Annotated in this window: 23 protein-coding genes; 5 read left to right on the top strand and 18 right to left on the bottom strand. The window is 66.6% G+C overall.

Annotated features, from left to right (window positions below; all coding sequences use genetic code 11):
• The first annotated feature begins 6 nt into the window (after positions 1–6).
• The gene (locus tag FOA17_RS16940; protein WP_149142694.1) at positions 7–1,185 is read left to right on the top strand and encodes an acetyl-CoA C-acyltransferase; all 1,179 of its coding nucleotides are present in this window, start codon (positions 7–9) and stop codon (positions 1,183–1,185) included.
• 9 nt (positions 1,186–1,194) lie between these two features.
• On the opposite strand, the gene FOA17_RS16935 is transcribed toward FOA17_RS16940, so the two are convergent.
• The 9 genes from FOA17_RS16935 to FOA17_RS16895 all read right to left on the bottom strand — a co-directional run bounded on the left by FOA17_RS16935 (position 1,195) and on the right by FOA17_RS16895 (position 9,542).
• Positions 1,195–2,202: an ABC transporter ATP-binding protein gene (locus tag FOA17_RS16935; protein WP_149142693.1), complete on the bottom strand. Its 1,008-nt coding sequence runs from the start codon at positions 2,200–2,202 to the stop codon at positions 1,195–1,197.
• Complete coding sequence (locus FOA17_RS16930; RefSeq protein ID WP_149142692.1) at positions 2,199–2,990, bottom strand: ABC transporter permease; 792 nt, start codon at positions 2,988–2,990, stop codon at positions 2,199–2,201. The genes FOA17_RS16935 and FOA17_RS16930 overlap by 4 nt, the downstream gene beginning before the upstream one ends.
• The gene (locus FOA17_RS16925) at positions 2,987–3,856 is read right to left on the bottom strand and encodes an ABC transporter permease (RefSeq protein WP_149142691.1); all 870 of its coding nucleotides are present in this window, start codon (positions 3,854–3,856) and stop codon (positions 2,987–2,989) included. Before FOA17_RS16925 ends, FOA17_RS16930 begins: the two co-directional genes overlap by 4 nt.
• Positions 3,857–3,943: 87 nt before the next feature.
• On the bottom strand, positions 3,944–5,044 hold the full coding sequence (locus FOA17_RS16920; RefSeq protein WP_149142690.1) for an ABC transporter substrate-binding protein: 1,101 nt from the start codon (positions 5,042–5,044) through the stop codon (positions 3,944–3,946).
• Between the two features lie 262 nt (positions 5,045–5,306).
• Positions 5,307–6,704, bottom strand: coding sequence for an aspartate aminotransferase family protein (locus tag FOA17_RS16915; protein WP_149142689.1), 1,398 nt, complete (start codon positions 6,702–6,704; stop codon positions 5,307–5,309).
• Positions 6,705–6,825: 121 nt separating this feature from the next.
• Positions 6,826–7,503 carry a GntR family transcriptional regulator gene (locus FOA17_RS16910; protein WP_149142688.1) on the bottom strand — a complete coding sequence of 226 codons (678 nt, stop codon included), beginning with the start codon at positions 7,501–7,503 and terminating at the stop codon, positions 6,826–6,828.
• A 61-nt stretch (positions 7,504–7,564) separates the two neighbouring features.
• Complete coding sequence (gene olsA / locus FOA17_RS16905; RefSeq protein WP_149142894.1) at positions 7,565–8,419, bottom strand: lyso-ornithine lipid O-acyltransferase; 855 nt, start codon at positions 8,417–8,419, stop codon at positions 7,565–7,567.
• A 20-nt stretch (positions 8,420–8,439) separates the two neighbouring features.
• A complete protein-coding gene (gene olsB, locus FOA17_RS16900) occupies positions 8,440–9,225 on the bottom strand; it encodes an L-ornithine N(alpha)-acyltransferase (RefSeq protein WP_149142687.1) in 786 nt (261 codons plus the stop codon).
• 131 nt (positions 9,226–9,356) lie between these two features.
• Positions 9,357–9,542, bottom strand: a complete 186-nt coding sequence (locus FOA17_RS16895) for a DUF3553 domain-containing protein (protein WP_149142686.1) — start codon at positions 9,540–9,542, stop codon at positions 9,357–9,359.
• A 36-nt stretch (positions 9,543–9,578) separates the two neighbouring features.
• Here FOA17_RS16895 and FOA17_RS16890 point away from each other — a divergent pair, with 36 nt between their 5' ends.
• Together FOA17_RS16890 and FOA17_RS16885 are read left to right on the top strand one after the other, a co-directional pair.
• A complete protein-coding gene (locus tag FOA17_RS16890; protein ID WP_149142685.1) occupies positions 9,579–10,175 on the top strand; it encodes a histidine phosphotransferase family protein in 597 nt (198 codons plus the stop codon).
• 93 nt (positions 10,176–10,268) lie between these two features.
• Positions 10,269–11,594: a calcium-binding protein gene (locus tag FOA17_RS16885; RefSeq protein ID WP_149142684.1), complete on the top strand. Its 1,326-nt coding sequence runs from the start codon at positions 10,269–10,271 to the stop codon at positions 11,592–11,594.
• Positions 11,595–11,615: 21 nt separating this feature from the next.
• Here FOA17_RS16885 and FOA17_RS16880 read toward each other — a convergent pair whose 3' ends face one another.
• A complete protein-coding gene (locus tag FOA17_RS16880; RefSeq protein WP_149142683.1) occupies positions 11,616–11,855 on the bottom strand; it encodes a putative antibiotic biosynthesis monooxygenase in 240 nt (79 codons plus the stop codon).
• A 70-nt stretch (positions 11,856–11,925) separates the two neighbouring features.
• Between FOA17_RS16880 and FOA17_RS16875 the strand changes: the two genes are divergently transcribed.
• Positions 11,926–12,513, top strand: coding sequence for a TetR/AcrR family transcriptional regulator (locus FOA17_RS16875; protein ID WP_162528295.1), 588 nt, complete (start codon positions 11,926–11,928; stop codon positions 12,511–12,513).
• Here the strand turns inward: FOA17_RS16875 and FOA17_RS16870 are convergent, their stop codons facing one another.
• The 8 genes from FOA17_RS16870 to rplU all read right to left on the bottom strand — a co-directional run bounded on the left by FOA17_RS16870 (position 12,514) and on the right by rplU (position 19,659).
• Positions 12,514–13,770, bottom strand: coding sequence for a glutamate-5-semialdehyde dehydrogenase (locus tag FOA17_RS16870; RefSeq protein ID WP_149142681.1), 1,257 nt, complete (start codon positions 13,768–13,770; stop codon positions 12,514–12,516). It abuts the gene before it with no gap.
• Positions 13,771–13,842: 72 nt separating this feature from the next.
• Entirely contained in the window at positions 13,843–14,976 is a 1,134-nt protein-coding gene (proB, locus tag FOA17_RS16865; RefSeq protein ID WP_149142680.1) for a glutamate 5-kinase, read from the bottom strand.
• The gene (gene obgE / locus FOA17_RS16860; protein WP_149142679.1) at positions 14,964–15,995 is read right to left on the bottom strand and encodes a GTPase ObgE; all 1,032 of its coding nucleotides are present in this window, start codon (positions 15,993–15,995) and stop codon (positions 14,964–14,966) included. Before obgE ends, proB begins: the two co-directional genes overlap by 13 nt.
• A 108-nt stretch (positions 15,996–16,103) precedes the next feature.
• A complete protein-coding gene (locus FOA17_RS16855) occupies positions 16,104–16,610 on the bottom strand; it encodes a GNAT family N-acetyltransferase (protein WP_149142678.1) in 507 nt (168 codons plus the stop codon).
• A gap of 54 nt (positions 16,611–16,664) precedes the next feature.
• Complete coding sequence (locus FOA17_RS16850; protein ID WP_149142893.1) at positions 16,665–17,201, bottom strand: GNAT family N-acetyltransferase; 537 nt, start codon at positions 17,199–17,201, stop codon at positions 16,665–16,667.
• Positions 17,202–17,422: 221 nt separating this feature from the next.
• Positions 17,423–18,841: an RtcB family protein gene (locus FOA17_RS16845; protein ID WP_149142677.1), complete on the bottom strand. Its 1,419-nt coding sequence runs from the start codon at positions 18,839–18,841 to the stop codon at positions 17,423–17,425.
• Between the two features lie 142 nt (positions 18,842–18,983).
• The gene (gene rpmA, locus FOA17_RS16840) at positions 18,984–19,253 is read right to left on the bottom strand and encodes a 50S ribosomal protein L27 (RefSeq protein WP_149142676.1); all 270 of its coding nucleotides are present in this window, start codon (positions 19,251–19,253) and stop codon (positions 18,984–18,986) included.
• Between the two features lie 13 nt (positions 19,254–19,266).
• A complete protein-coding gene (gene rplU / locus FOA17_RS16835; RefSeq protein ID WP_149142892.1) occupies positions 19,267–19,659 on the bottom strand; it encodes a 50S ribosomal protein L21 in 393 nt (130 codons plus the stop codon).
• Between the two features lie 395 nt (positions 19,660–20,054).
• Here rplU and FOA17_RS16830 point away from each other — a divergent pair.
• A partial coding sequence (locus tag FOA17_RS16830) for a transposase (protein ID WP_238991876.1) occupies positions 20,055–20,214 on the top strand: 160 nt, incomplete at its 3' end.

Below are 20,214 nucleotides of genomic sequence, written 5' to 3'. Positions count from 1 at the left end.
CAGATCATGGACGAGATTGTCATCACCTCGGCCTGCCGCAGCCCGATGGGCGGCTTTCAGGGCGATTTCGCCGGGCTGAACGCCGCGCAACTGGGCGCCACGGCCATTCGCGAAGCGGTGGCGCGGGCGGGCCTTGCCCCCGAAGCGGTAGAGGAGGTCATCATGGGCTGCGTGCTGCCCGCCGGCCAGGGGCAGGCCCCGGCGCGGCAGGCGGCACTTGGCGCGGGGCTGGCCGACAGCACCGGCGCGGTGACGGTGAACAAGATGTGCGGCTCAGGCATGAAGGCGGTGATGCTGGCGCATGATCTTTTGCGCGCAGGCTCGGCCCGGGTCATGGTGGCGGGCGGGATGGAGAGCATGTCGAACGCCCCCTATCTGCTGCCCAAGGCGCGCGGCGGCATGCGGTTGGGCCATGGGCAGGTGCTGGACCACATGTTCCTCGACGGGCTGGAAGACGCCTATGAAAAGGGTCGCCTGATGGGCACCTATGCCGAAGATTGCGCCGAAGCCTATCAATTCACCCGCGCGGCGCAGGATGACTGGGCGCTGACCTCGCTCAGCCGGGCGCTGAAGGCGGTGCAATCGGGCAGTTTCGCGCCCGAAATCGCCCCGGTGGAAACCGGCGGCCGCGCGCCGCGTCTGGTGCGCGATGACGAACAGCCCGGCAAGGCCGACCCGGCGAAAATACCCACCCTGAAACCCGCCTTCCGCAAGGAGGGAACGGTGACGCCGGCCAATTCCTCGTCCATCTCCGACGGGGCGGCGGCGCTGACGCTGATGACCCGGGCCGAGGCCGAGGCGCGCGGGCTGACGCCGCTGGCGCGGATTGCGGGGCATGCGACCCATGCCCAAGCGCCGCAGCTTTTTGCCACCGCGCCTGTGGGGGCGCTGCGCAAGCTGGCCGACAAGACCGGCTGGCGGCTGGCCGATGTCGATCTGTTCGAGATCAACGAGGCCTTTGCCGTGGTGACCATGGCCGCGATGCGCGATCTTGATCTGCCGGCCGACAAGGTGAACATCCATGGCGGCGCCTGCGCGCTTGGCCATCCGATCGGCGCCTCGGGCGCGCGGATCCTGGTCACGCTGCTGCATGCCCTGCGCCATCACGGGCTGAAGCGCGGCATGGCCGGCATCTGCCTGGGCGGCGGCGAGGCCACCGCTCTGGCGGTCGAGCTGCTGGACTGACCCGGCGGGTCAGCCCGCCAGCGGGATCAGATCGCGCAGCGCGAGGCTCAGTTCAATCGGCGCGCCGATGGCCGGGGGCGGCATGTCGGCGCGGTTGAACGTGTCAAGCGAGACGCGATTGCCCGCAACCTCGGCCGTCAGGCGGATGACCGAGCCCAGGAAATGCACCTCGGCCACGGTGGCGGGCATCACGATCTCCGCCCCCTCGATCCGGCCCAGGCGCAGCGCCTCGGGGCGGGCGGCGAAATCGCCCTGCCCCACCTGCACACCACCGATCTGCCCCGCCGCATCGGCGCGGAATACATTGAGTTGCCCCACGAAATTCGCGGCAAAGCGGGTGGCGGGGCGATTATAGATCTCGAACGGGGTGCCGACCTGATCGGCGATACCGCCATTCATGACGACGATCCGGTCGGAAATCGACAACGCCTCTTCCTGATCATGGGTCACGAAGATGGTGGTGATGCCCAACTCGCGCTGAATGGCGCGGATCTCGTTGCGCAAGCTGACCCGCACCTTGGCATCCAGTGCCGAAAGCGGTTCGTCCAGCAACAGAACCTCGGGCTTGGGGGCCAGCGCGCGGGCCAGCGCCACGCGCTGCTGCTGGCCGCCCGAAAGCTGGAACGGATAGCGCGCGCCCAGATCGGGCAGGCCGATCAGGGCCAGCATCTCGGCCACGCGGGCGTCGATCTCGGCCTTGGGGGTGCCCTTGATGCGCAGGCCGAACCCCACATTGCCGGCGACCGTCAGGTTGGGAAACAGCGCATAGGCCTGGAACACCATGCCGATATTGCGCTGGTTCGGGCGCTTGCCCACCACGCTGGTGCCGCCAATGGTGATATCGCCGGACGAGGGCTGTTCAAACCCCGCCACCATGCGCAGCACGGTGGTCTTGCCGCAGCCCGACGGCCCAAGCAGCGAGATGAATTCGCCTTTTTCCACCGCCAGCGAGAAATCCTTGACCACGCGGTTCGCGCCAAAGCTCTTTTCCAGATGAGTGATGTTCAGGAAGCTCATTGCGCGGCCTTCGTATGTCTGGAGAAACGGGTCACAAGCTGAATCAGCCCCATGCAGGCCCAGGTGATGCCAAAGGCGATCACCGACAGGGCGAAGGGGGCATAGGCCTTGTTGGCGCCGATGCGTTGCAGATAGGGCCCGAAGGCCGGACGGTCGAGCAGCGCGGCCAGGGTGAATTCACCGATCACGATGGCAAAGGTGAGAAACGCCCCCGACAGCACTGCCGGAATGACATTGGGCAGGATCACCCGGCCCAGAATGGTGACCCAGCCGGCGCCCAGGCTTTGCGCGGCCTCGGTCAGGGTCGCCACGTCGATGGTGCGCAGCCCGGTATCGACGGCGCGATACATGTAAGGCAGCGCCAGCACCGTATAGCCCATGGCAAGCAGAAGGTTGGTGCCCATGATCGAGCCGGTCAGCGGCAGCCAGCTTGAGGTATTGTAGAGCCGGATATAGCCAAAGACGATGACGATGGCCGGAATGACCAGCGGCATCAGGGTGATGAATTCCACATAGGGCCGTGCCCAGGGCATCTTGAGCCGTACCCAGAAGGCCGTCGGCACCACGATCAGCACACCGATGACGATGGTGACCAGCGCCATGATGACCGAAAAGCCGAAGGTCGCCTGAAACTGCGGATCGCCCAGCACATCGCGATAGGCCTTGAAGCCATAGACCCCGCGTTCGGCCTTGAGCGAAAACTCGGTCAGCCCGGCCAGCGGCACGAAGAAATAGAGCAGGCCAAAGATCAGCGCGGCCCAGCCCGCGATGCGTGCCCAGATGCTCATTTCAGCCACCGTTCCGCGCGGATGCGCAGCCAGATATACAGGATATTGGCCACCGCCGTGACCAGGATCATGCCAAAGGCCATGGCATAGCCCAGATTGGGGTCGCCCAGCACATCGCCCCGGATCTGCGCGAACAACTGGATCGGCACGATGTTCAGCGCCGATCCGGTCAGCGCTATGGCCGTAGCCACCGCCCCGAAAGCATTGGCGAACAGCAGCGCGAAGGTGCCCAGCAGCGAGGGGAACAGGATTGGCAGCGCGACCATGCGCCAATATTGCGCGGTCGTGGCGCCCAGCACCTCGGCCGCCTCACGCCATTCGCGGCGCAGGCCCTCCAGCGCGGGGGCGATGATCAGGATCATCAGGGGGATCTGGAAGAACAGATAGGTGACGGTCAGCCCCCAGAAGCTGAGGATGTTGAAGCCCAGATCGCGCTGCAACACGATGCCGAAATTGTTGCGCAGGAACAGCGTGACCAGCCCCACCGGGCCAAAGGTCGCCAGAAAGGCAAAGGCCAGCGGCACGCCGGCAAAGTTCGACGCCACGCCCGAAAAGGTCATCAAGGGCGCCTTGATCCAGCGCGGCACTGCGCCAAAGGTAACCGCCGCCGCCATGGCAAAGCCGATCAGGCAGCCAAGCGCCGCCGAGGCGGCCGAGATCTTGATGGAGATCCAGTAGCTTGCCGGAATCGTGCCAGTGTTGAGATTGGCAAGGTTCTGGAAGGTGAAGGCGCCGTCGCGATCCTGAAAGGCACCGATGACGATATGCATCGTGGGCAGGATCAGGAACAGCGTGATGAAGATCAGGAAGGGCAGCAGCCCGACCCATGTCAACGGCAGGCGCCGGATGATCGGCACGGAACTCATGGCGCGGCTCGCCCCCTGTCGGTTCTTGGTCTTATTGCGAACCCCGGCCCGAAGGATCGGGCCGGGGCCGACGGGTTCAGCGCAGGGTTACTGGACGTTGGCGCCCACGACGGCATCCCAGCCGCCGGTCACGGCCGCCTTGTTGCCGTCCACCTCTTCCAGCGTCGGGAAATAGGCGGCCTCATAGCTGGCGGCGGGCGGCAGCGCGTCGATCAGCTCTTGCGGCACCTTGCCGGCCTTGACCATGGCGTTGAAGCGCGCCGGGTGGCAGTAGCCCTTGAGCCAGAGGTTCTGGCCTTCGTCGCTGTAGATGTATTCCATCCACAGTTTCGCGGCGTTCGGATGCGGCGCATAGGCCGAGATGCCCTGCACATAGACGCCGGCCAGCACGCCGGTCGAGGGCACGACGATTTCCACCGGCGGGTTGCCGGCCAGTTCGTCCTTCCAGGCCAGCGCGTTATAGTCCCAGGCGACGACGATCGGAGTCGCGCCCTGGGCGATGGTGCCGGCCTTGCCGATGACCGGCACGAAATTGCCCGCCTTGTTCATTTCGGCGAAATAGTCGAGCCCGGCCTTGCCGGCCTCTTCGCCAGCCTTGGCGCCTTTCGACAGGCCCGCCGCCAGAACGCCCAGGATCGCCTGGTTCGAGGCGCGCGGATCGCCCGCCAGCGCGACCTGGCCCGCATATTCGGGCTTGAGCAGATCGGCCCAGTCGGCCGGGGCATTGGCGACCAGATCCTTGTTCACGATGAAGGACATGACGCCGTAATAGTCGCCATACCAATAGCCTTCGGCATCCTTGATATTGTCGGGGATCTCGTCCCAGGTCGAAACCTTGTAGGGTTGCAGCAGGCCTTCGGCCTTCATCGACGGGCCATAGGCCAGACCCACATCGACCACGTCGGGCGCCTGCGGGCCCTTGTTGTCCTTGTTGGCCTTCACGGCCTCCACCTCATCGGCGGAACCGGCATCGGGGTTCAGCTCGTTCACCTGGATTTCCGGGTATTTGGCCTTGAAGCCTTCGATCACGGCGCCATAGCCGCACCAGCTATGCGGCAGGGCGATGGTGGTCAGCATGCCTTCGGCCTTGGCGGCGGCCTCGATCTCGGCCAGCGACTGCGCCGAGACCATGCCGGTCGAGGCCAGCAGCGCCGCCAGCGTGACGGCTGCGGTGGTTTTCTTCATCATGTCTCATCTCCCTTGGGCTTGTGCCCCGTTGGTGACAATCGCGTCTTATGCTGGTCGTGTGACAGTTTTGTGCCATGCGCGTTATGGTCTGATCTAAGCGCGGAAAAATCGGTCACGCAACGAGTCTGTCACTGTTCCGTTACATTTTCTTCACGAACACCGCCGCAGAACAGATGTTTCCGGGGAGATTTCGCGTAAAACGAAAACGGGCGCGACAATGCGCGCCCGTTTTTGGGTTCCTTTACCTTCGGTCAAGCGCGAATCACGCTTCCTGCCACAGACCCTCGGCCTTGACCTGCTTGTAGGCCTCATCCAGCGATTGCGTGGCGCGGGCGATCAGCACGTCGATTTCCTCGGGCGTGATGACCAGCGGCGGCGAGATGATCATGCGTTCATAGACATGGCGCATGATCAGGTTGTTCGCAAAGCAGCGCTCGCGCGTCATATAGCCGATGCGGCCCGGCTTGGCGGCGAATTTGGCGCGGGTGGCCTTGTTCGGCGTCAGTTGCAGGCTGCCCATCAGGCCCACCAGGCTGGTCTCGCCCACCATCGGGTGATCGGCCAGCGCGTGCCAGCGTTCGGCCAGATAGGGATGGGCCACGTCGCGCACATGATCGACGATGCCCTCCTCCTCCAGGATGCGCAGGTTTTCCAACGCCACGGCCGAGGCGACGGGATGGCCCGAATAGGTATAGCCGTGGTTGAAATCATCATCCGCGCTGCCGATGACATGCGCGATCTCGTCGCAGACGATCGACCCGCCGATCGGCTGATAGCCCGAGGACAGGCCCTTGGCGATGGTCATGATATGCGGGCGGATGCCAAAGGTCTGGCTGCCGAACCAGTTGCCGGTGCGGCCAAAGCCGGTGATGACCTCGTCCACGATCAGCAGGATGCCGTATTTGTCGCAGATGCGCTGAATTTCCGGCCAGTAGGTGCTGGGGGGCACGATCACCCCGCCCGCGCCCTGCACCGCCTCGCCGATGAAGGCGCCCACCTTGTCTGCGCCGATCTCGAGGATCTTTTCCTCCAGTTCGCGCGCGCGCATCAGGCCGAAATCTTCGGGCGTCATGTCGCCGCCCTCGGCCCACCAGTTCGGCTGGCCGATATGTTCGATCCCGTCGATCTTGCCGCCCGCCGCATGGATATAGGGCATGCCGCCCAGGCTGCCGCCGCCCATGGTGGAGCCGTGATAGCCGTTCTTGCGCGCGATGATCACGCGGCGTTCCGGCTGGCCCTTGATATCCCAATAGCGCCGCACGAGGCGGATATTGGTGTCATTGGCCTCGGAGCCGGAGGAGGCGAAGAACACATGGTTCAGATCGCCCGGCGCCAGTTCCGCCAGCTTGGCCGCCAGCGCGATGGCAGGCACATGGGTGGTCATGAAGAAGGTGTTGTAATAGCTCAGCTCGCGGATCTGGCGCGCGGCCACATCGGCCAGCTCGCCCCGGCCATAGCCGATATTGACGCACCACAGCCCCGCCATGCCGTCGATGATGCGGTTGCCCTCGCTGTCCTTCAGCCAGACGCCTTCGCCGCCGGTGATCACCCGCACGCCGCGCTTGGCCAGCTGCGCATCCGAGGTGAAGGGGTGCATGTGATGCGCGGCATCGAGCGCCTGAAGCTCTGCCGTGGGCAGGTGGTTGGTGATCTTGTTCATTCTGGCCTCACATTCCTTGCGCGATTCCGGGATCGGAATCGCCCGCTTGCCGCCCAGCTTACGGCGTTCCGCGCCGGGGCGCAAGATTTGATCAAATTACGGAAAGGCGGATGAGCGCCGCTCAGATCGCCTCTTCGGCCAGGGCGGCGCGGACCTGATCGACCCCTTGCGCGATATCCTCGCGGATCGCGGTCGCCAGCGCCGCCGCATCGCCCGCGCGTAGCGCCGCCAGCGCCTCTAGATGGCGGTCGGGCAGGCCAAGCGCGATGTAGCGCGACAGGATCACCCGCAATGACGGGCCAAAGCGCAGCCAGACCGACCGCGCGATATCCTCCAGCACGGTCGCACCCGCCGCCTCATAGAGCGCAAAGTGAAAGGCGTGGTTGAGCCGCAGATAGGTGGTCACATCGGCGGCGCGGATCGCGGGTTCGATGCCGGCGTCGATGGCGACCAGCCGGTCGATCAGCGCGGGCGTGACATGCGGGCAGGCCAGCTCGGCCAGCTTTGGCTCCACCGCCTCGCGCACATGAACCAGTTGATCCAGCAAGGCAGGCGTCATTTTCGGCACCGAGACGCGGCGATTGTCGTGCAGCACCAGCGCGCCTTCGGCGGTCAGCCGGCGGATCGCCTCGCGCACCGGGGTCATGCCGGCATCCAGATCGCGGATCAGCCCCTGAATAGTGACGGGCTGTCCCGGCGCCAGCACGCCAAAAAGCACCATGTCGCGCAGGCGCAAATAGGTAGTCTCATGCGTCGGAACCTTCCGGGTTTCCGCCGCCTGCTGCGCCGTGTCGTCCATGCCTGCCTCCGCCTTTGGCGCAGAATAGGCAGAGCGGCGGGATTTGATCAAGATCCCGCAGTCAGGCTTCGGGCACCGGGGCGGCGGCGCTCTCGGGCGCGGCGGCCAGCGGATGCGCGGTGCGGATCACGCGCTCGCAATAGGCGGCCAGCGCCTTGCGCCCCTCAAAGGCATCGACCGGCACCGGCGGATGAAAGATCACCTCGATCCGGCCCTGACGCGGCGTGGCCAGAACCTGCATCAGATGCGCGGCAAAGCCCATATCGGCCCACCAGCCGTAATAGCGCGGATCGCGGCCCCGGGGCGCGTGATAGACCACCGTCACCGGCTGGATCTGCAAGACCCGGTCCATGCCATGCGTGAAGAATGCCTGAAACAGCGGCGCCTTGAAGGGCAGCACATGCAGCGTGTCAGTCGAGGTGCCTTCGGGAAAGAACAGCAGACGATGGCCGGCGCGCAGGCGTTCCTCCATCATCTCTTGCTGGCGTTTCGCCTCGGTGCCCTTGCGGGCGATGAACATGGTGCCGGTGGCCCGCGCGAGGATGCCGATGCCGGGCCAGCCCGCCACATCATCCTTGGACACGAAATAGACCCGGTCCGCGGCATTGAGCGAAAAGATGTCGATCCAGCCGGCATGATTGGCCACGATGGCGCCCTGCCCCGCCATAGGCTTGCCCTTGCGGCGATAGCGGAACCCCATGATCCGCAGCGCATTGCGGCAGACGAATTGCGTCAGAAACGGCGTCCAGGGCCGGTGCAGGCCAAAGAAGGCACGTTCGGGCAGGCGCAGCAGCAGAAAGACCAGCAGACAGCCATAGGTCAGCCCCGCCAGCGCCACCCCGCGCAAGGCGGCCAGCGCATAGCCAAAGGGGCCGATGCGCAGGGGCGCCATGCGTTCGGCCTGCCAGTCGGCCACGGGGGGGAACGGCGCTTGTCTCATGTGCCCTCGTCATGGCGGCGGACGTAATAATCGCGGTGGCGCGGCGACATGGCGACCGTGTCCATCAGCATCAGAACATCGGTGGTGCGAAAGGCGGTATCAAGATAGGCGCCCTCGCCCACCATGCCGCCCAGCCGCAGATAGGCCTTGATCAGCGCGGGCGTCGCCTGCATGGCCGCGCGTCGGTCGGCAGGCTGCGCCGGCAGGTCGGCCAGCCCGACCCGCCCCGCCCCGATGGCGCGCGGGCACAGGCCCGGCGGCGCCAGATGGTTCTGCCACAGATGCGCCAGCGGCCCGGCCAGCGCCGCCAGATCGGTGCCGGGAAACGAGGCGGTGCCGAACATCAGTTCGATCCCGCGTTCCAGCACATATTCCGCCAGCCGGTTCCAGATCAGCATCATCGCCGCGCCCCCCCGGTGATCGGGATGCACGCAGGACCGGCCCAGTTCCAGCAGACGGCGGCCGCTGGCGTGGAGCGGCGCCAGGTCGAATTCGGTTTCGGAATAGAAGCGCCCGCCCGGCGGCAGCCGGTCGCCCGGCAACAGGCGGTAGACGCCCACCACATCTTCCAGAAGGTCGGGGTCGCGGCGACGGTCGATCAGCAGCAGATGGTCGCAGATCGCGTCGAAATCGTCCCGCTCCAGCCGCTCGGCGTGATCGACCAGCGGCCCGTCCGAGCCCATCTCGCCCACGAAGACCGCATAGCGCAGACGTTGCGCCGCGCGCAGGTCGCGCGCATCGCGTGCCAGCCGGGTTTCAAACACGGTCGGATCGGCCCTCATATCCCCTCTGCCCCCTTGCCTTGACGCAGATAGACGGATCGCGCCGCCAGTGACAAGCCCGCCCTCACCGGCCATGCCGCGGCGCGGGCGCAATCCGGGGTTGCGTATCCCGCAAAATACAATACCTTAGGTCAGGTATCGAAGACCCGTTGCAGGGCGATCTGGCTGCCGTCGATCACCACCTTGCCGCGATGTTCGAAATTCACCGTGATGCGATTGCCGATGTTCGACTGCACCTGGCCCAGCCCCCAATCGGCCTCTTGCGGGTGGCGCACGATCATGCCCGGCTCCAGCAGGGCGTTCAACCCGAGGCTCATTGCTGTGTCCCTTCCGTCAACCTGCCGCAGAGATCCATGACCGACCGCCCCGACCTCACTGCCCTGCTGGGCTCGCGAATCTGCCATGACCTTATCAGCCCCATCGGCGCCATCGGCAATGGGGTGGAATTGCTGATCATGGACGGCGCCGCGCGCGGCCCGGAAATGGCGCTGATTTCCGAAAGTGTGGCCAGCGCCAATGCGCGCATCCGGTTCTTTCGCATCGCCTTTGGCGCCGTGGGGGGCGATCAGCGGATCGGCCGCCCCGAGGTCGCGAATATCCTGGCCGATCTGACGCGCGGCGGGCGGCTGGAAATCCTCTGGGAAGGCCCTGCCGACCTGCCCCGGCATGAGGTGAAGCTCGCTTTCCTGCTGCTCATGTGTCTTGAAACGGCAATGGCCTATGGCGGCCAGATCACCGTCGAACGCGGCGACAATCGCTGGACGCTGATCGGCCGCGCCCCCAAGCTGCGCGTCAACCCTGCCCTGTGGGAGGTGCTGTCGAACCCCGGCGCGCCCTTTGATCTGACCCCCGCCCAGGTGCATTTCGCCCTTGTCCCCGATGAGGTCGCCAGACTGAACCGCAAGCTGGCCGTGGGCATCCAGGAAGGCGAGATCCGGCTGACCTTCTGAGAAATTCTGCGCATTGGCGCACAGCTATTGCGCCAGCCCGTCCGAAGTGCAAGGATTCAGCGCGCGACAGGACCAGATTTCCGGAGATATTTCATGCCGACCTTGACGGGTAACACTTCTTATCGCCTGAACGGCGTCACCGATTTCAAACTTGCCGGCTTTGACACAAGCTGGTTCGGCGTCCGCTTCATCGAGGGGCTTTTTCTCTGGGCACCGGAAGATGATCCGATGCGCGCCGTGTCGATCACCATGACCGGCAGCAACTGGGGCGTCGGCGTGATCCGCAATACCGGCAACACCGCCACCGTCATGAGCGACACGACGACCGGCGGCAGCCGCTTCATCGACGCGATCCTGCTGCACAGCGCGGGCAACAACGTGGTGACCCTGGTCAATACCGGCACCAGCCTGATTTCGACCGGCATCGGCAATGACCGCGTGACGCTGGGCGGGATCTCGATCGAGGCGGTCAGCACCCATGAAGGCAATGACGTGGTCAGGACCGGCCGGGGCTGGGTCAACACGATCGAACTGGGCAATGGCAACAATGCCGTCACCATCGGCGCGGGCAGCGCCGGCACCGTCACCTCGGGCGAGGGCAATGACACGATCACCGCCATCGGTGAGATCGACTATATCGGCTCGGGCCGTGGCAATGACCGCATCATCACCCAGGGCGAATGGGTGGGCCTGATCGACGCCGGGCGCGGCGCGGATCTGGTGACGGTCGGGCGCGGCGGCGTCAGCTTCCTCGCGCTTGGCCGCGATGCCGACCGGGTGATCCTGCAACGCCAGCCCGATGCCGAGTCGCCCGTCACCATCAATGGCGGCGGCAATGTCTCCACCGATCAGGACCGCGACAGCGACACCGCGATCTTCCGCGCCTTTTCGGTGCGGCTGAACATCGACCTTGGTGAGCGGACGACGGTCGTGCAGAACAGCCAGGGCCATTTCATCCTGCGCGACATCGAGAACCTGGTCGGCGGCGCGGCAGGCGACATCCTGCGCGGCGACGGCGAGGACAACCGCCTGCAAGGCGGCGGTGGCCGGGACGTGCTGGAGGGGCGCGCGGGCGCCGATACGCTGGTGGGCGGCGCGGCGGCTGACAGGTTCGTCTTCTCGGACGTCGATCACAGCACCGGCGATGACGGGCTGACCGATCTGATCGTGGATTTCTCGCGCGCCCAGGGCGACCGGATCGACCTGCGCGCCATCGACGCGCGCGAGGCGGTCGGCGGTGACCAGGCCTTGACCTTCATCGGCACCCGCGCCTTCAGCGAAATCGCCGGCCAGCTGCGCAGCGTGCAGACCGGCGGCCGCACCCTGATCGAGGGCGATACCGATGGCGACGGCGCGGCGGATTTCGCGCTGATGCTGGCCAGCGCACAAAGCCTGGGCGCCGGGGCCTTCCTGCTCTGACCCCCTGCCCTGCGGCGCTTTTTACAGAAAGCGCCGCAGCCGCGTCTGGATGAAGGGGATGATGCCCCAGACCATGCAGACCACGATCACCGGCACCAGCAGCAGCGTGCGCGCCGGCAGCGGCCAGTCCGCGGTCAGCGGCTGCACCACCATCATGCCCAGCGTGACCAGCGGATAGACCCCCAGAAAGACAAAGATCGCGAAACGCAGGCGGGACGGGCTGCGCGCGGGCGCTGTGGCTTGTGCAGACGTGGCGGACATGGCAGACTCCGTTGAAACGAGACGTATCGTTTCTGCAAAACGGAACGTATCGTATCGCAAGAGGAGTGTGATGGCCGACCCGCTTTCAGAACCGCGTGCCTCGACCGGCGCCCGGCGCAACCCCGATACCGAAACCGCGGTGCTGGACGCCGCCGCCGCGATCATCGCCGAAGACGGCTTCGCCCGCCTGACGATGGAGGCGGTGGCCCGCCGGGCGCGGGCCGGCAAGGCCACGGTCTATCGCTGGTGGCCCTCGCGCGGGCATCTGCTGCTGGCACTGTATTCCCGTGCCAAGCAGGGTCTGCCCGCCCCCGATACCGGCAGCCTGCGCGGCGATCTGGAAAGCTATCTGACGGCCATGCTGGTGCAATGGCGGGGCGGGCTGGGGCCGCTGCTGCGGCTGCTGATCGCCGAGGCGCAACAGGACGAGACGGTGCGCCGGGCGATGCGGCAGGAACGCGAAAGCCGCTGGCATCATCTGGACGACATGGTGGCGCGGGCCGCCGCGCGCGGCGAACTGGCCGCCGGCCTGTCGCCCCACCATGCCGAACAGCGCATCATCGCGCTGCTGTGGTTCCGCCTGCTGACCGACGACCTGCCGGCGCCCGAAGACATCCCGCGACTGGTGCGCGATCTCCTCGGGCCGCTGACGCGCTGATCAGGCCCGGCAGGTGCCGTCGCCGGTGACCAGATATTTGAAACTGGTCAGTTGCTCGGCCCCGACCGGCCCGCGCGCATGCATCTTGCCGGTGGCGATGCCGATCTCGGCTCCCATGCCGAACTCGCCGCCATCGGCAAACTGGGTGGAGGCGTTGCGCATCAGGATCGCACTGTCGAGCCGCTGGAAGAACCGCGCGGCGGTCGCGTCATTCTCGGTCAGGATGCTTTCGGTATGGCTGGAGCCATAGCGGCGGATATGGGCAATCGCCCCGTCCACCCCATCGACCAGCTTCGCCGCGATGATCATGTCCAGAAATTCGCGCCCGAAATCCTCGGGCGTGGCGGGCACGGTGCCCGGCACCTGCGCAAGGTCGCCCTCGGCCCGCACCTCGACCCCGGCCTTCAGCAGATCCTCGATCAGCACCGCGCCATGACGCGCGTAAAACCCCCGGTCGATCAGCAGACATTCCGCGGAACCGCAGATGCCGGTGCGTCGGGTCTTGGCGTTCAACACCACCCGGCGCGCCTTTTCCAGATCGGCATCGGCATCGGCATAGACATGGCAGATGCCCTCCAGATGGGCAAAGACCGGCACCCGCGCCTCGGTCTGCACAAGGCCCACCAGCCCCTTGCCCCCGCGCGGCACGATCACGTCGATCAGGCCGACCGCCTGCAACATGGCGCTGACCGCCGCGCGGTCGCGCGTCGGCACCAGCTGGATCGCGGTCTCGGGCAGGCCGGCGGCGCGCAGGCCCGCCACCATGCAGGCGTGAATGGCCTGCGAGGAATGAAAGCTCTCCGACCCGCCGCGCAGGATCACCGCATTCCCGGCCTTGAGACAGAGCGCCCCGGCATCGGCGGTCACGTTGGGCCGGCTTTCATAGATCACCCCCACCACGCCCAGCGGCGTCGCAACCCGTTGGATATGCAGCCCCGTCGGCCGGTCCCATTCCGCCAGCACCCGCCCCACCGGGTCGGGCTGGTCCGCAATGGCGCGCAGGCCCGCGACGATGCCGCCGATCCGGCCTTCGTCCAGCACCAGCCGGTCCAGCATCGCGGCCGACAGCCCCTTGGCACGACCGAATTCCAGATCCTGCGCATTGGCGGCCAGAATAGCAGGCACCGCGCCCTCCACCGCCTCGGCCGCCGCCAGCAGCGCCGCGCGTTTGGTCTCGGCTGGCGCGAAGGCAAGCTCCGCCGCAGCCTCTCGGGCCTTGGCCCCGATCTCCTGCATCAGCTTGCCCACGTCTTCCATGCTCTGCCCCTTTGCTTCTTGCAGAAATACTCTGCGGGGGTCCGGGGGTGCAAAACCCCCGGGGCTTCCCGCCTAGACCGACATATCGTCGCGATGGATCAGCGCCGCCCGGCCCGCATAGCCGAGGATCCCCGCGATATCGCCCGACCGATGCCCGGCAATCGCCCGCGCCTCGTCGGATGTATAGCGGATCAGCCCCTTGCCCAGCACCTCGCCGCCCGGGCCCAGAATGGCCACCGGCTCGCCCCGGCCAAAGCGACCCTCGACACCGGTCACCCCGGCGGGCAGCAGGCTCTTGCCCGACTGTAGCGCCGTGACCGCGCCCGGATCGACCCGGATCCTGCCCTTTTCCTTCATGGCGTTGATCCACAGCTTGCGCGCCTGTTGCGGGTCGCCCTTGGGCACAAACCAGGTGCGGCTCGCCCCTTCGGCCAGCGCCTTGAGCGGGCGCAGCACCGACCCTTCCATGATCGCCATGGCACAGCCGCCGGCGACGGCGGTCTTGGCCGCCATCAGCTTGGTCTTCATCCCGCCCTTCGACAGGCCCGAAATCGGATCGCCGGCCATGGCCTCGATCTCGGGCGTGATGGTCTCCACCACGTCGAAGCGTGTGGCGGTCGGGTCTTCCTTGGGATTGGCGGTATAGAAGCCGTCCACATCCGACAGCAGCACCAGCTGATCCGCCCCCGCCGTCACCGCGATCTGCGCGGCCAGCCGGTCATTGTCGCCATAGCGGATCTCGTCGGTGGCGACGGTATCGTTTTCATTGACGATCGGCACGACGCCCAGCCCCAGCAGCGTCTCCATCGTGGCGCGGCTGTTGAGGTAACGCCGCCGGTCCTCGGTATCTTCCAGCGTGACGAGGATCTGCCCGGTGGTGATGCCATGCGGCGCCAGCACTTCCTCATAAGCACGGGCCAGACGGATCTGGCCCACGGCCGCCGCCGCCTGGCCTTGTTCCAGCGTCAGCGCGCCGGCGGGCAGGCCCAGGATGATGCGCCCGAGCGCGATGGAGCCGGAGGAGACCAGCACCACCTGACAACCGCGCACCTTGGCCTCGGCCACATCCATCGCCAGCGCCGACAGCCAACCCTGTTTCAGCCCCTTTTGCCGGTCCACCAGCAGCGCCGAGCCGATCTTGACCACCAGCCGCCGTGCCGCCCGCACATCCGGTGCGCCGGTCGCCGCCGCGGTCAGGGTTGCCATTTCGTCACCTCTACCGGCATGCGCGCGGTGCGGTCGGCCATGATCTCGGCATGGATCGCGCGCAGCACGTCCTTCAACCCCTCGCCCGAGGCGCCGGAGATCAGATAGACCGGGCCACCGCTGGCCTTTTCCAGCGCCCGCTTGCGGGTGCCCAGGGTCTTCTTGTCCAGCGCGTCGATCTTGTTCAGCGCCAGGATGCGCGGCTTGGTCGCCAGATCCTCGGCATAGGCCTCCAGCTCGCCCACGATGGTGCGATAATCCTTGGTGATGGTGCTGGAAGTGCCATCGACCAGATGCAGCAGCACCGAGCAGCGTTCGACATGGGCGAGGAACTGGTCCCCCAGGCCCCGCCCCTCGCTTGCGCCTTCGATCAGGCCGGGAATGTCGGCCATGACGAATTCATGCCCGTCGATGCCGACCACGCCCAGATTGGGCACCAGCGTGGTGAAAGGATAATCCGCAATCTTGGGCCGGGCATTCGACACCGCCGACAGGAAGGTGGATTTGCCGGCATTGGGCAGGCCCAGCAGCCCCGCATCCGCGATCAGCTTCAGCCGCAGCCAGATCGTGCGCTCCACCCCCTCTTGTCCCGGATTGGCCCGGGCCGGCGCGCGGTTGGTCGAGGATTTGAACCGCAGGTTGCCCCAGCCGCCATTGCCGCCCTGTGCGAGCAACACGCGCTGGCCCGGTTCGGTCAGGTCGGCGATGACGGTTTCCTCATCCTCGTCGATGATCTCGGTGCCCAGCGGCACTTTCAGCACGATATCCTCGCCCGAGCGGCCGGTGCGTTGATTGCCCATGCCGGGCTGGCCCGACTTGGCGAAGAAATGCTGCTGATAGCGATAGTCGATCAGGGTATTCAGCCCCTCCACCGCCTCGGCATAGACCGAACCGCCATTGCCGCCGTCGCCGCCATCGGGGCCGCCGAATTCGATGAACTTTTCGCGCCGGAACGACACGCAGCCCGACCCGCCGCCCCCGGAGCGGATATAGACCTTGGCAAGATCGAGGAATTTCATCGGGTGATCCCTTCAGACAGGCGGCAGCGGATTGATCCATGGCGATAGCCCCGGAACGGTCCGGGCGCAAGCGCGGGGCGGGCCTTTGGGCCCTTATTTCCCGCGACTTTACGGCGACGGTCGGTCGTCCAGCCGCAATTCCATGAAGACGACATCCAGCCAGCGGCCGAATTTCTGCCCGACCTCGCGCATCCGGGCGGTTTCGACAAAGCCCGCCTTCGCATGCAGCCGGATCGAGGCGTCGTTTTCGGCGGTGATGGCGGCGACGATGACATGCTTGCCGCAGGCCCGCGCGCGCGGGATCAGCGCCGCCAGCAGCGCGCCCGCGATCCCCCGCCCCCGCGCCTGCGGGTCCACATAGACCGAGTTTTCCACCGTCGCACGAAAGCCGTCGAACGGGCGCCAGTCGCCGAAACTGGCATAGCCCAGAACCCTGCCCGCCGCCTCGGCCACCAGCACCGGATAGCCCGCCGCGGCGCGCGCCTGCATCCAGGCCACGCGGTTCGCCGCATCCACCTCGCCCTCCATCAGGATGGCGGTGGTGGTGCGCACGGCATCGTTATAGATCGCGGCAATCCCCGCCGCATCGGCGGGTCTGGCGTCCCGTATCACCATCATCGGCCCCGAAATTGGCTGCCCTGCCGCCCGTTCCTGCGGCAGGGCATGCGGTCAGTCCAGCTTGCGGATATAGGTCCAGGTCGGCACCCTTGCATTGCGCGCCACCGAAAAGGTCTCGGCGTCGCCCAGATACTGAAACCCCGCATTGGTCAGGACGCGGGCGGAACCCGGATTGTCCTGAAACACCTCGGCAAAGATGGTGCGGTTCTTCTGCGGGTTGGCGGCGACCAGCGCGCGCACCGCCTCGGAACCGAAGCCGGTGTTCCAGAAGGCCGGCGCGACCCAATAGCCGATCTCGCTCTGGTCGCGGTTGAACTTTTCCTCGTCCATGCGCTTGAGACTGATGACGCCCAGCACCTCGGCCAGGCCCGTGGCGCTGCCATCCAGCACCCAGACATCCTTTGCCCCCTTGGGGGCCATGGCGCGGGTCACGAAATTCTCGGCCGCCCCGGGCGGAAGCGGATGCGGGATCGAGCGGGTCGCCTCGGCCACGCGGCGGTCCCCCGCATACATGGCAAACAGCCCCGCATCGGATTTTCGGACCGGGCGCAGCACGAAACGGCCCGCCGCGATGACGCCATCGACCATCTGGCCAAAGCCCGCCACACCGGAAAAATCCTGATCCTTCGCAATCACATCCAACTTCATCGCTTCCCTCCTTCGAAGCGTGGGGCACAGGCGGTCAGGCCACCTGCCCCCCCAACTGGCCCCGAACATCCAAGATGGGGCCTGAACAGACCTTCTGCCAGACGCTTGCGGCAGAAGAATGACAGGGATGGCACATTCATCCCCAAATTGCACGCGGGCGGTCAGCCCGCCTGCCTTTCCCGTGCCGCCAGACGTCGGCGCCAGGGGGCGTCACGCTCCCAGTCGCCCGCCATGATGGAGCCATGCGGCGCGATCTCGTCCACCACCTCGGCCAGGCCATGCCGCTGCATCTGCGCGCGCAGCGTGGCCGCGGATTTATAGGCCGAGGGCAGTTCCGACAGGTCGGGATGGCCCGAGAAGAACCGCACATCCAGCCCCGCCACCTCGCGCGCCAGAACCTCGGCCTCGGTCACCTCGCCCAGCTTGCGCAGATGGGCGCGGCGCGACAGGTTGCGCCCCGCGCCATGCGGCGCGAAACCCAGGCGGCGCCCGTCCGGCAGCGGCAGCGGCGGGCCACCCTCGGGCGCGCGGATCAAGAGGACCGGCCCGGCCATGTTCAGCGGCACGATCTGCACCCCGTCCGGCACGAAAGCCGGGGCGACCGGGGTCGCGCCTTTGGCGTGGTAGAACAGATCGCCGTCGCGGAAGACAAAGTTGTGTTCGTTCCACAGGCGGCGCACCACCGGCCGGCACAGACGCGCCGCGACACCGGCATGGATCAGCTCGTGGTTCAGTTGCGTCCAGGCGCGGATCACCAGCAGCGCCTGCCAATAGGCGCGCCCCTCGTCGCAGTCGGCCGGGATCCAGGCATTGACCGGATCGGTCGCCGGCGACAGCGTCTTGCGAAACCGCTCCGCCACCTTCATGCCGGCCTTGAACAGCAAGGCCCCCGGCCCGCGCGAGCCGTGATGCGTGACCAGCGTCGCCTGCCCCGTGGCACGGGAACGCCCGGCAAAGGCGAAGTGGTTGCCATCGCCCTGAGTGCCCAGATGCGCCTCGGCCGCCGCCAGAATCGCGGGTGCATTGAGGAACGGGTTGGCGCGGAACGCGGCCGCCAGATCGGCGGGCAGCGCGAAACGGTCGCCCTCGGCCCGGCCGCCCGGCCCGAAATGGGTGACGCGATGCGCAGCCTCCAGCACATAGGCGGGCGGGACGCCGTCCCAGCCCGACAGCATGACGGAACAGCAGATATCGGCGGAATGCATGCCGGGATGGATCGCGCCTTCGGCCACGGCCACGCCGCCCACCGGGATGGTCGCACCGGGGCCAGAGGGGCAGGCATCGGGCATCACCGCCCCCGCCCGCAGCGTAGGGGTGCACATCAGCGCCGCCATCGCGGCGGTCACGGCGGCCAGGTTGGCGGCCTCCTCGGCAGTTTCGGCCTCCAGATGCAGGGCAAAGGGCGCGGGCGCCGCCTGCAACGGCAATTGCGGCGCGGGTTTGCGCGCGGCCACGAAATCGGCCAGCGCCGCGCCTTGCAGATCACGCGCGCGCGCCTCTTTCAGCGCCGCCCCAAGGGCGGGTCCGGGCGGAAAGCCAAGCGCGATCAGGTCTTTTCCGGTAAGGATGGGGCTGGACATGGGGTCTTCCTGATGAACCGGGGACTTGCCCCCTTCACCGGCCCCTTGTGGCGTCCGGGTCATCGGATGACCCTGAAACGCTGAGGGGGACCGGCCTTTCAGCCGATCCCCCTGCGGCAGGTTGCCCTGCGGGTTCTTCGGCTTATTCCGCGGCTTCCGCGACTGGCAGGACCGAGATGAAGGTCCGGCCCTTGAGGCCCTTCCGGAAGCTCACCTTGCCTTCGACGGTGGCAAAGATCGTATGATCGGTGCCCATGCCGACACCTTCACCCGGGAACCAGGTGGTGCCGCGCTGACGCACGATGATATTGCCGGGGATGGCAGCCTGACCGCCATAGAGCTTCACGCCCAGACGACGACCGGCCGAGTCACGACCGTTGCGCGACGAACCGCCTGCTTTCTTGTGTGCCATGGGGTGTTACTCCTTATTTCGCCGGGGCGTTATGCGCGGCGCGGCGGGCGTCGGCGGTGCCGGTGGCAGCCATGACACCCGATTTCTCGGCGCCGGCGGCCAGCACGTCGGTCACGCGCAGCAGGGTCAGCTGCTGGCGATGGCCCTTGGTGCGCTGCGAGCTGTGCTTGCGGCGGCGCTTGACGTAGTGGATGACCTTCTCGCCCTTGATCTGGGCGATCACTTCGGCCTGCACGGCGGCGCCGGCCACGGTGGGCGCGCCGACGGTGACGCTGTCGCCACCCACCATCAGGATTTCATTGAACTGGACTTTGTCGCCAGCATTGGCCGCAAGCTTTTCGACACGCAGGATATCGCCTGCCTGCACCTTGTATTGCTTGCCGCCGGTTTTGAGGACCGCGAACATGGGTCTTTCCTTCCAGGTTTTCCGCGTCCTGCGGCCCCTTCCCGTTGCCGGGTCGGCGTTCATGGGTTGCCCCGCCTCGAACAGCGCGCCCCGTCGCCGGGACGATGATCAACAGAAAATCCCGGACAGACTCAGGGGAGTCGCCGGGATGCGCGCTTATCCGCGATCCCCCCGCCCCTGTCAAGCGCCGCCGCGCGCTCCGAGGCGGAAGCGCTATGGTCGCTGCTCGTTCTCGGGTCATAGCCAGAAGATGATCGTCGTAGCGACAGCCGGGGCGGAAACGAAGTCGTTTGGGCCGCGTCGTTAAAGGAGACCGCGTAATGGCGCGCGACTGACCTGCCCTGAACCGCGCCGGGTTTGCCGGAGGCTCCAACTCCTGAGTAGGATGGAGCATCATGAGCAAGACGACGAACAAGTTTTCCCCTGAAGTGCGCGAGCGGGCGGTGCGGCTGGTCTTCGACAACGAAGGTCAGCATGGGTCGCGCTGGCAGGCGATCGTGTCGATTTCGGCGAAGATCGGTTGTTCGGCCCATACGCTGAACGAGTGGGTGAAGA

The organism is Gemmobacter caeruleus, from assembly GCF_008271655.1.
GTDB lineage: Bacteria > Pseudomonadota > Alphaproteobacteria > Rhodobacterales > Rhodobacteraceae > Gemmobacter > Gemmobacter caeruleus.
The sequence above is the reverse complement of the archived record's forward strand: the minus strand, read 5'-3'. Positions and strand labels throughout refer to the sequence as shown.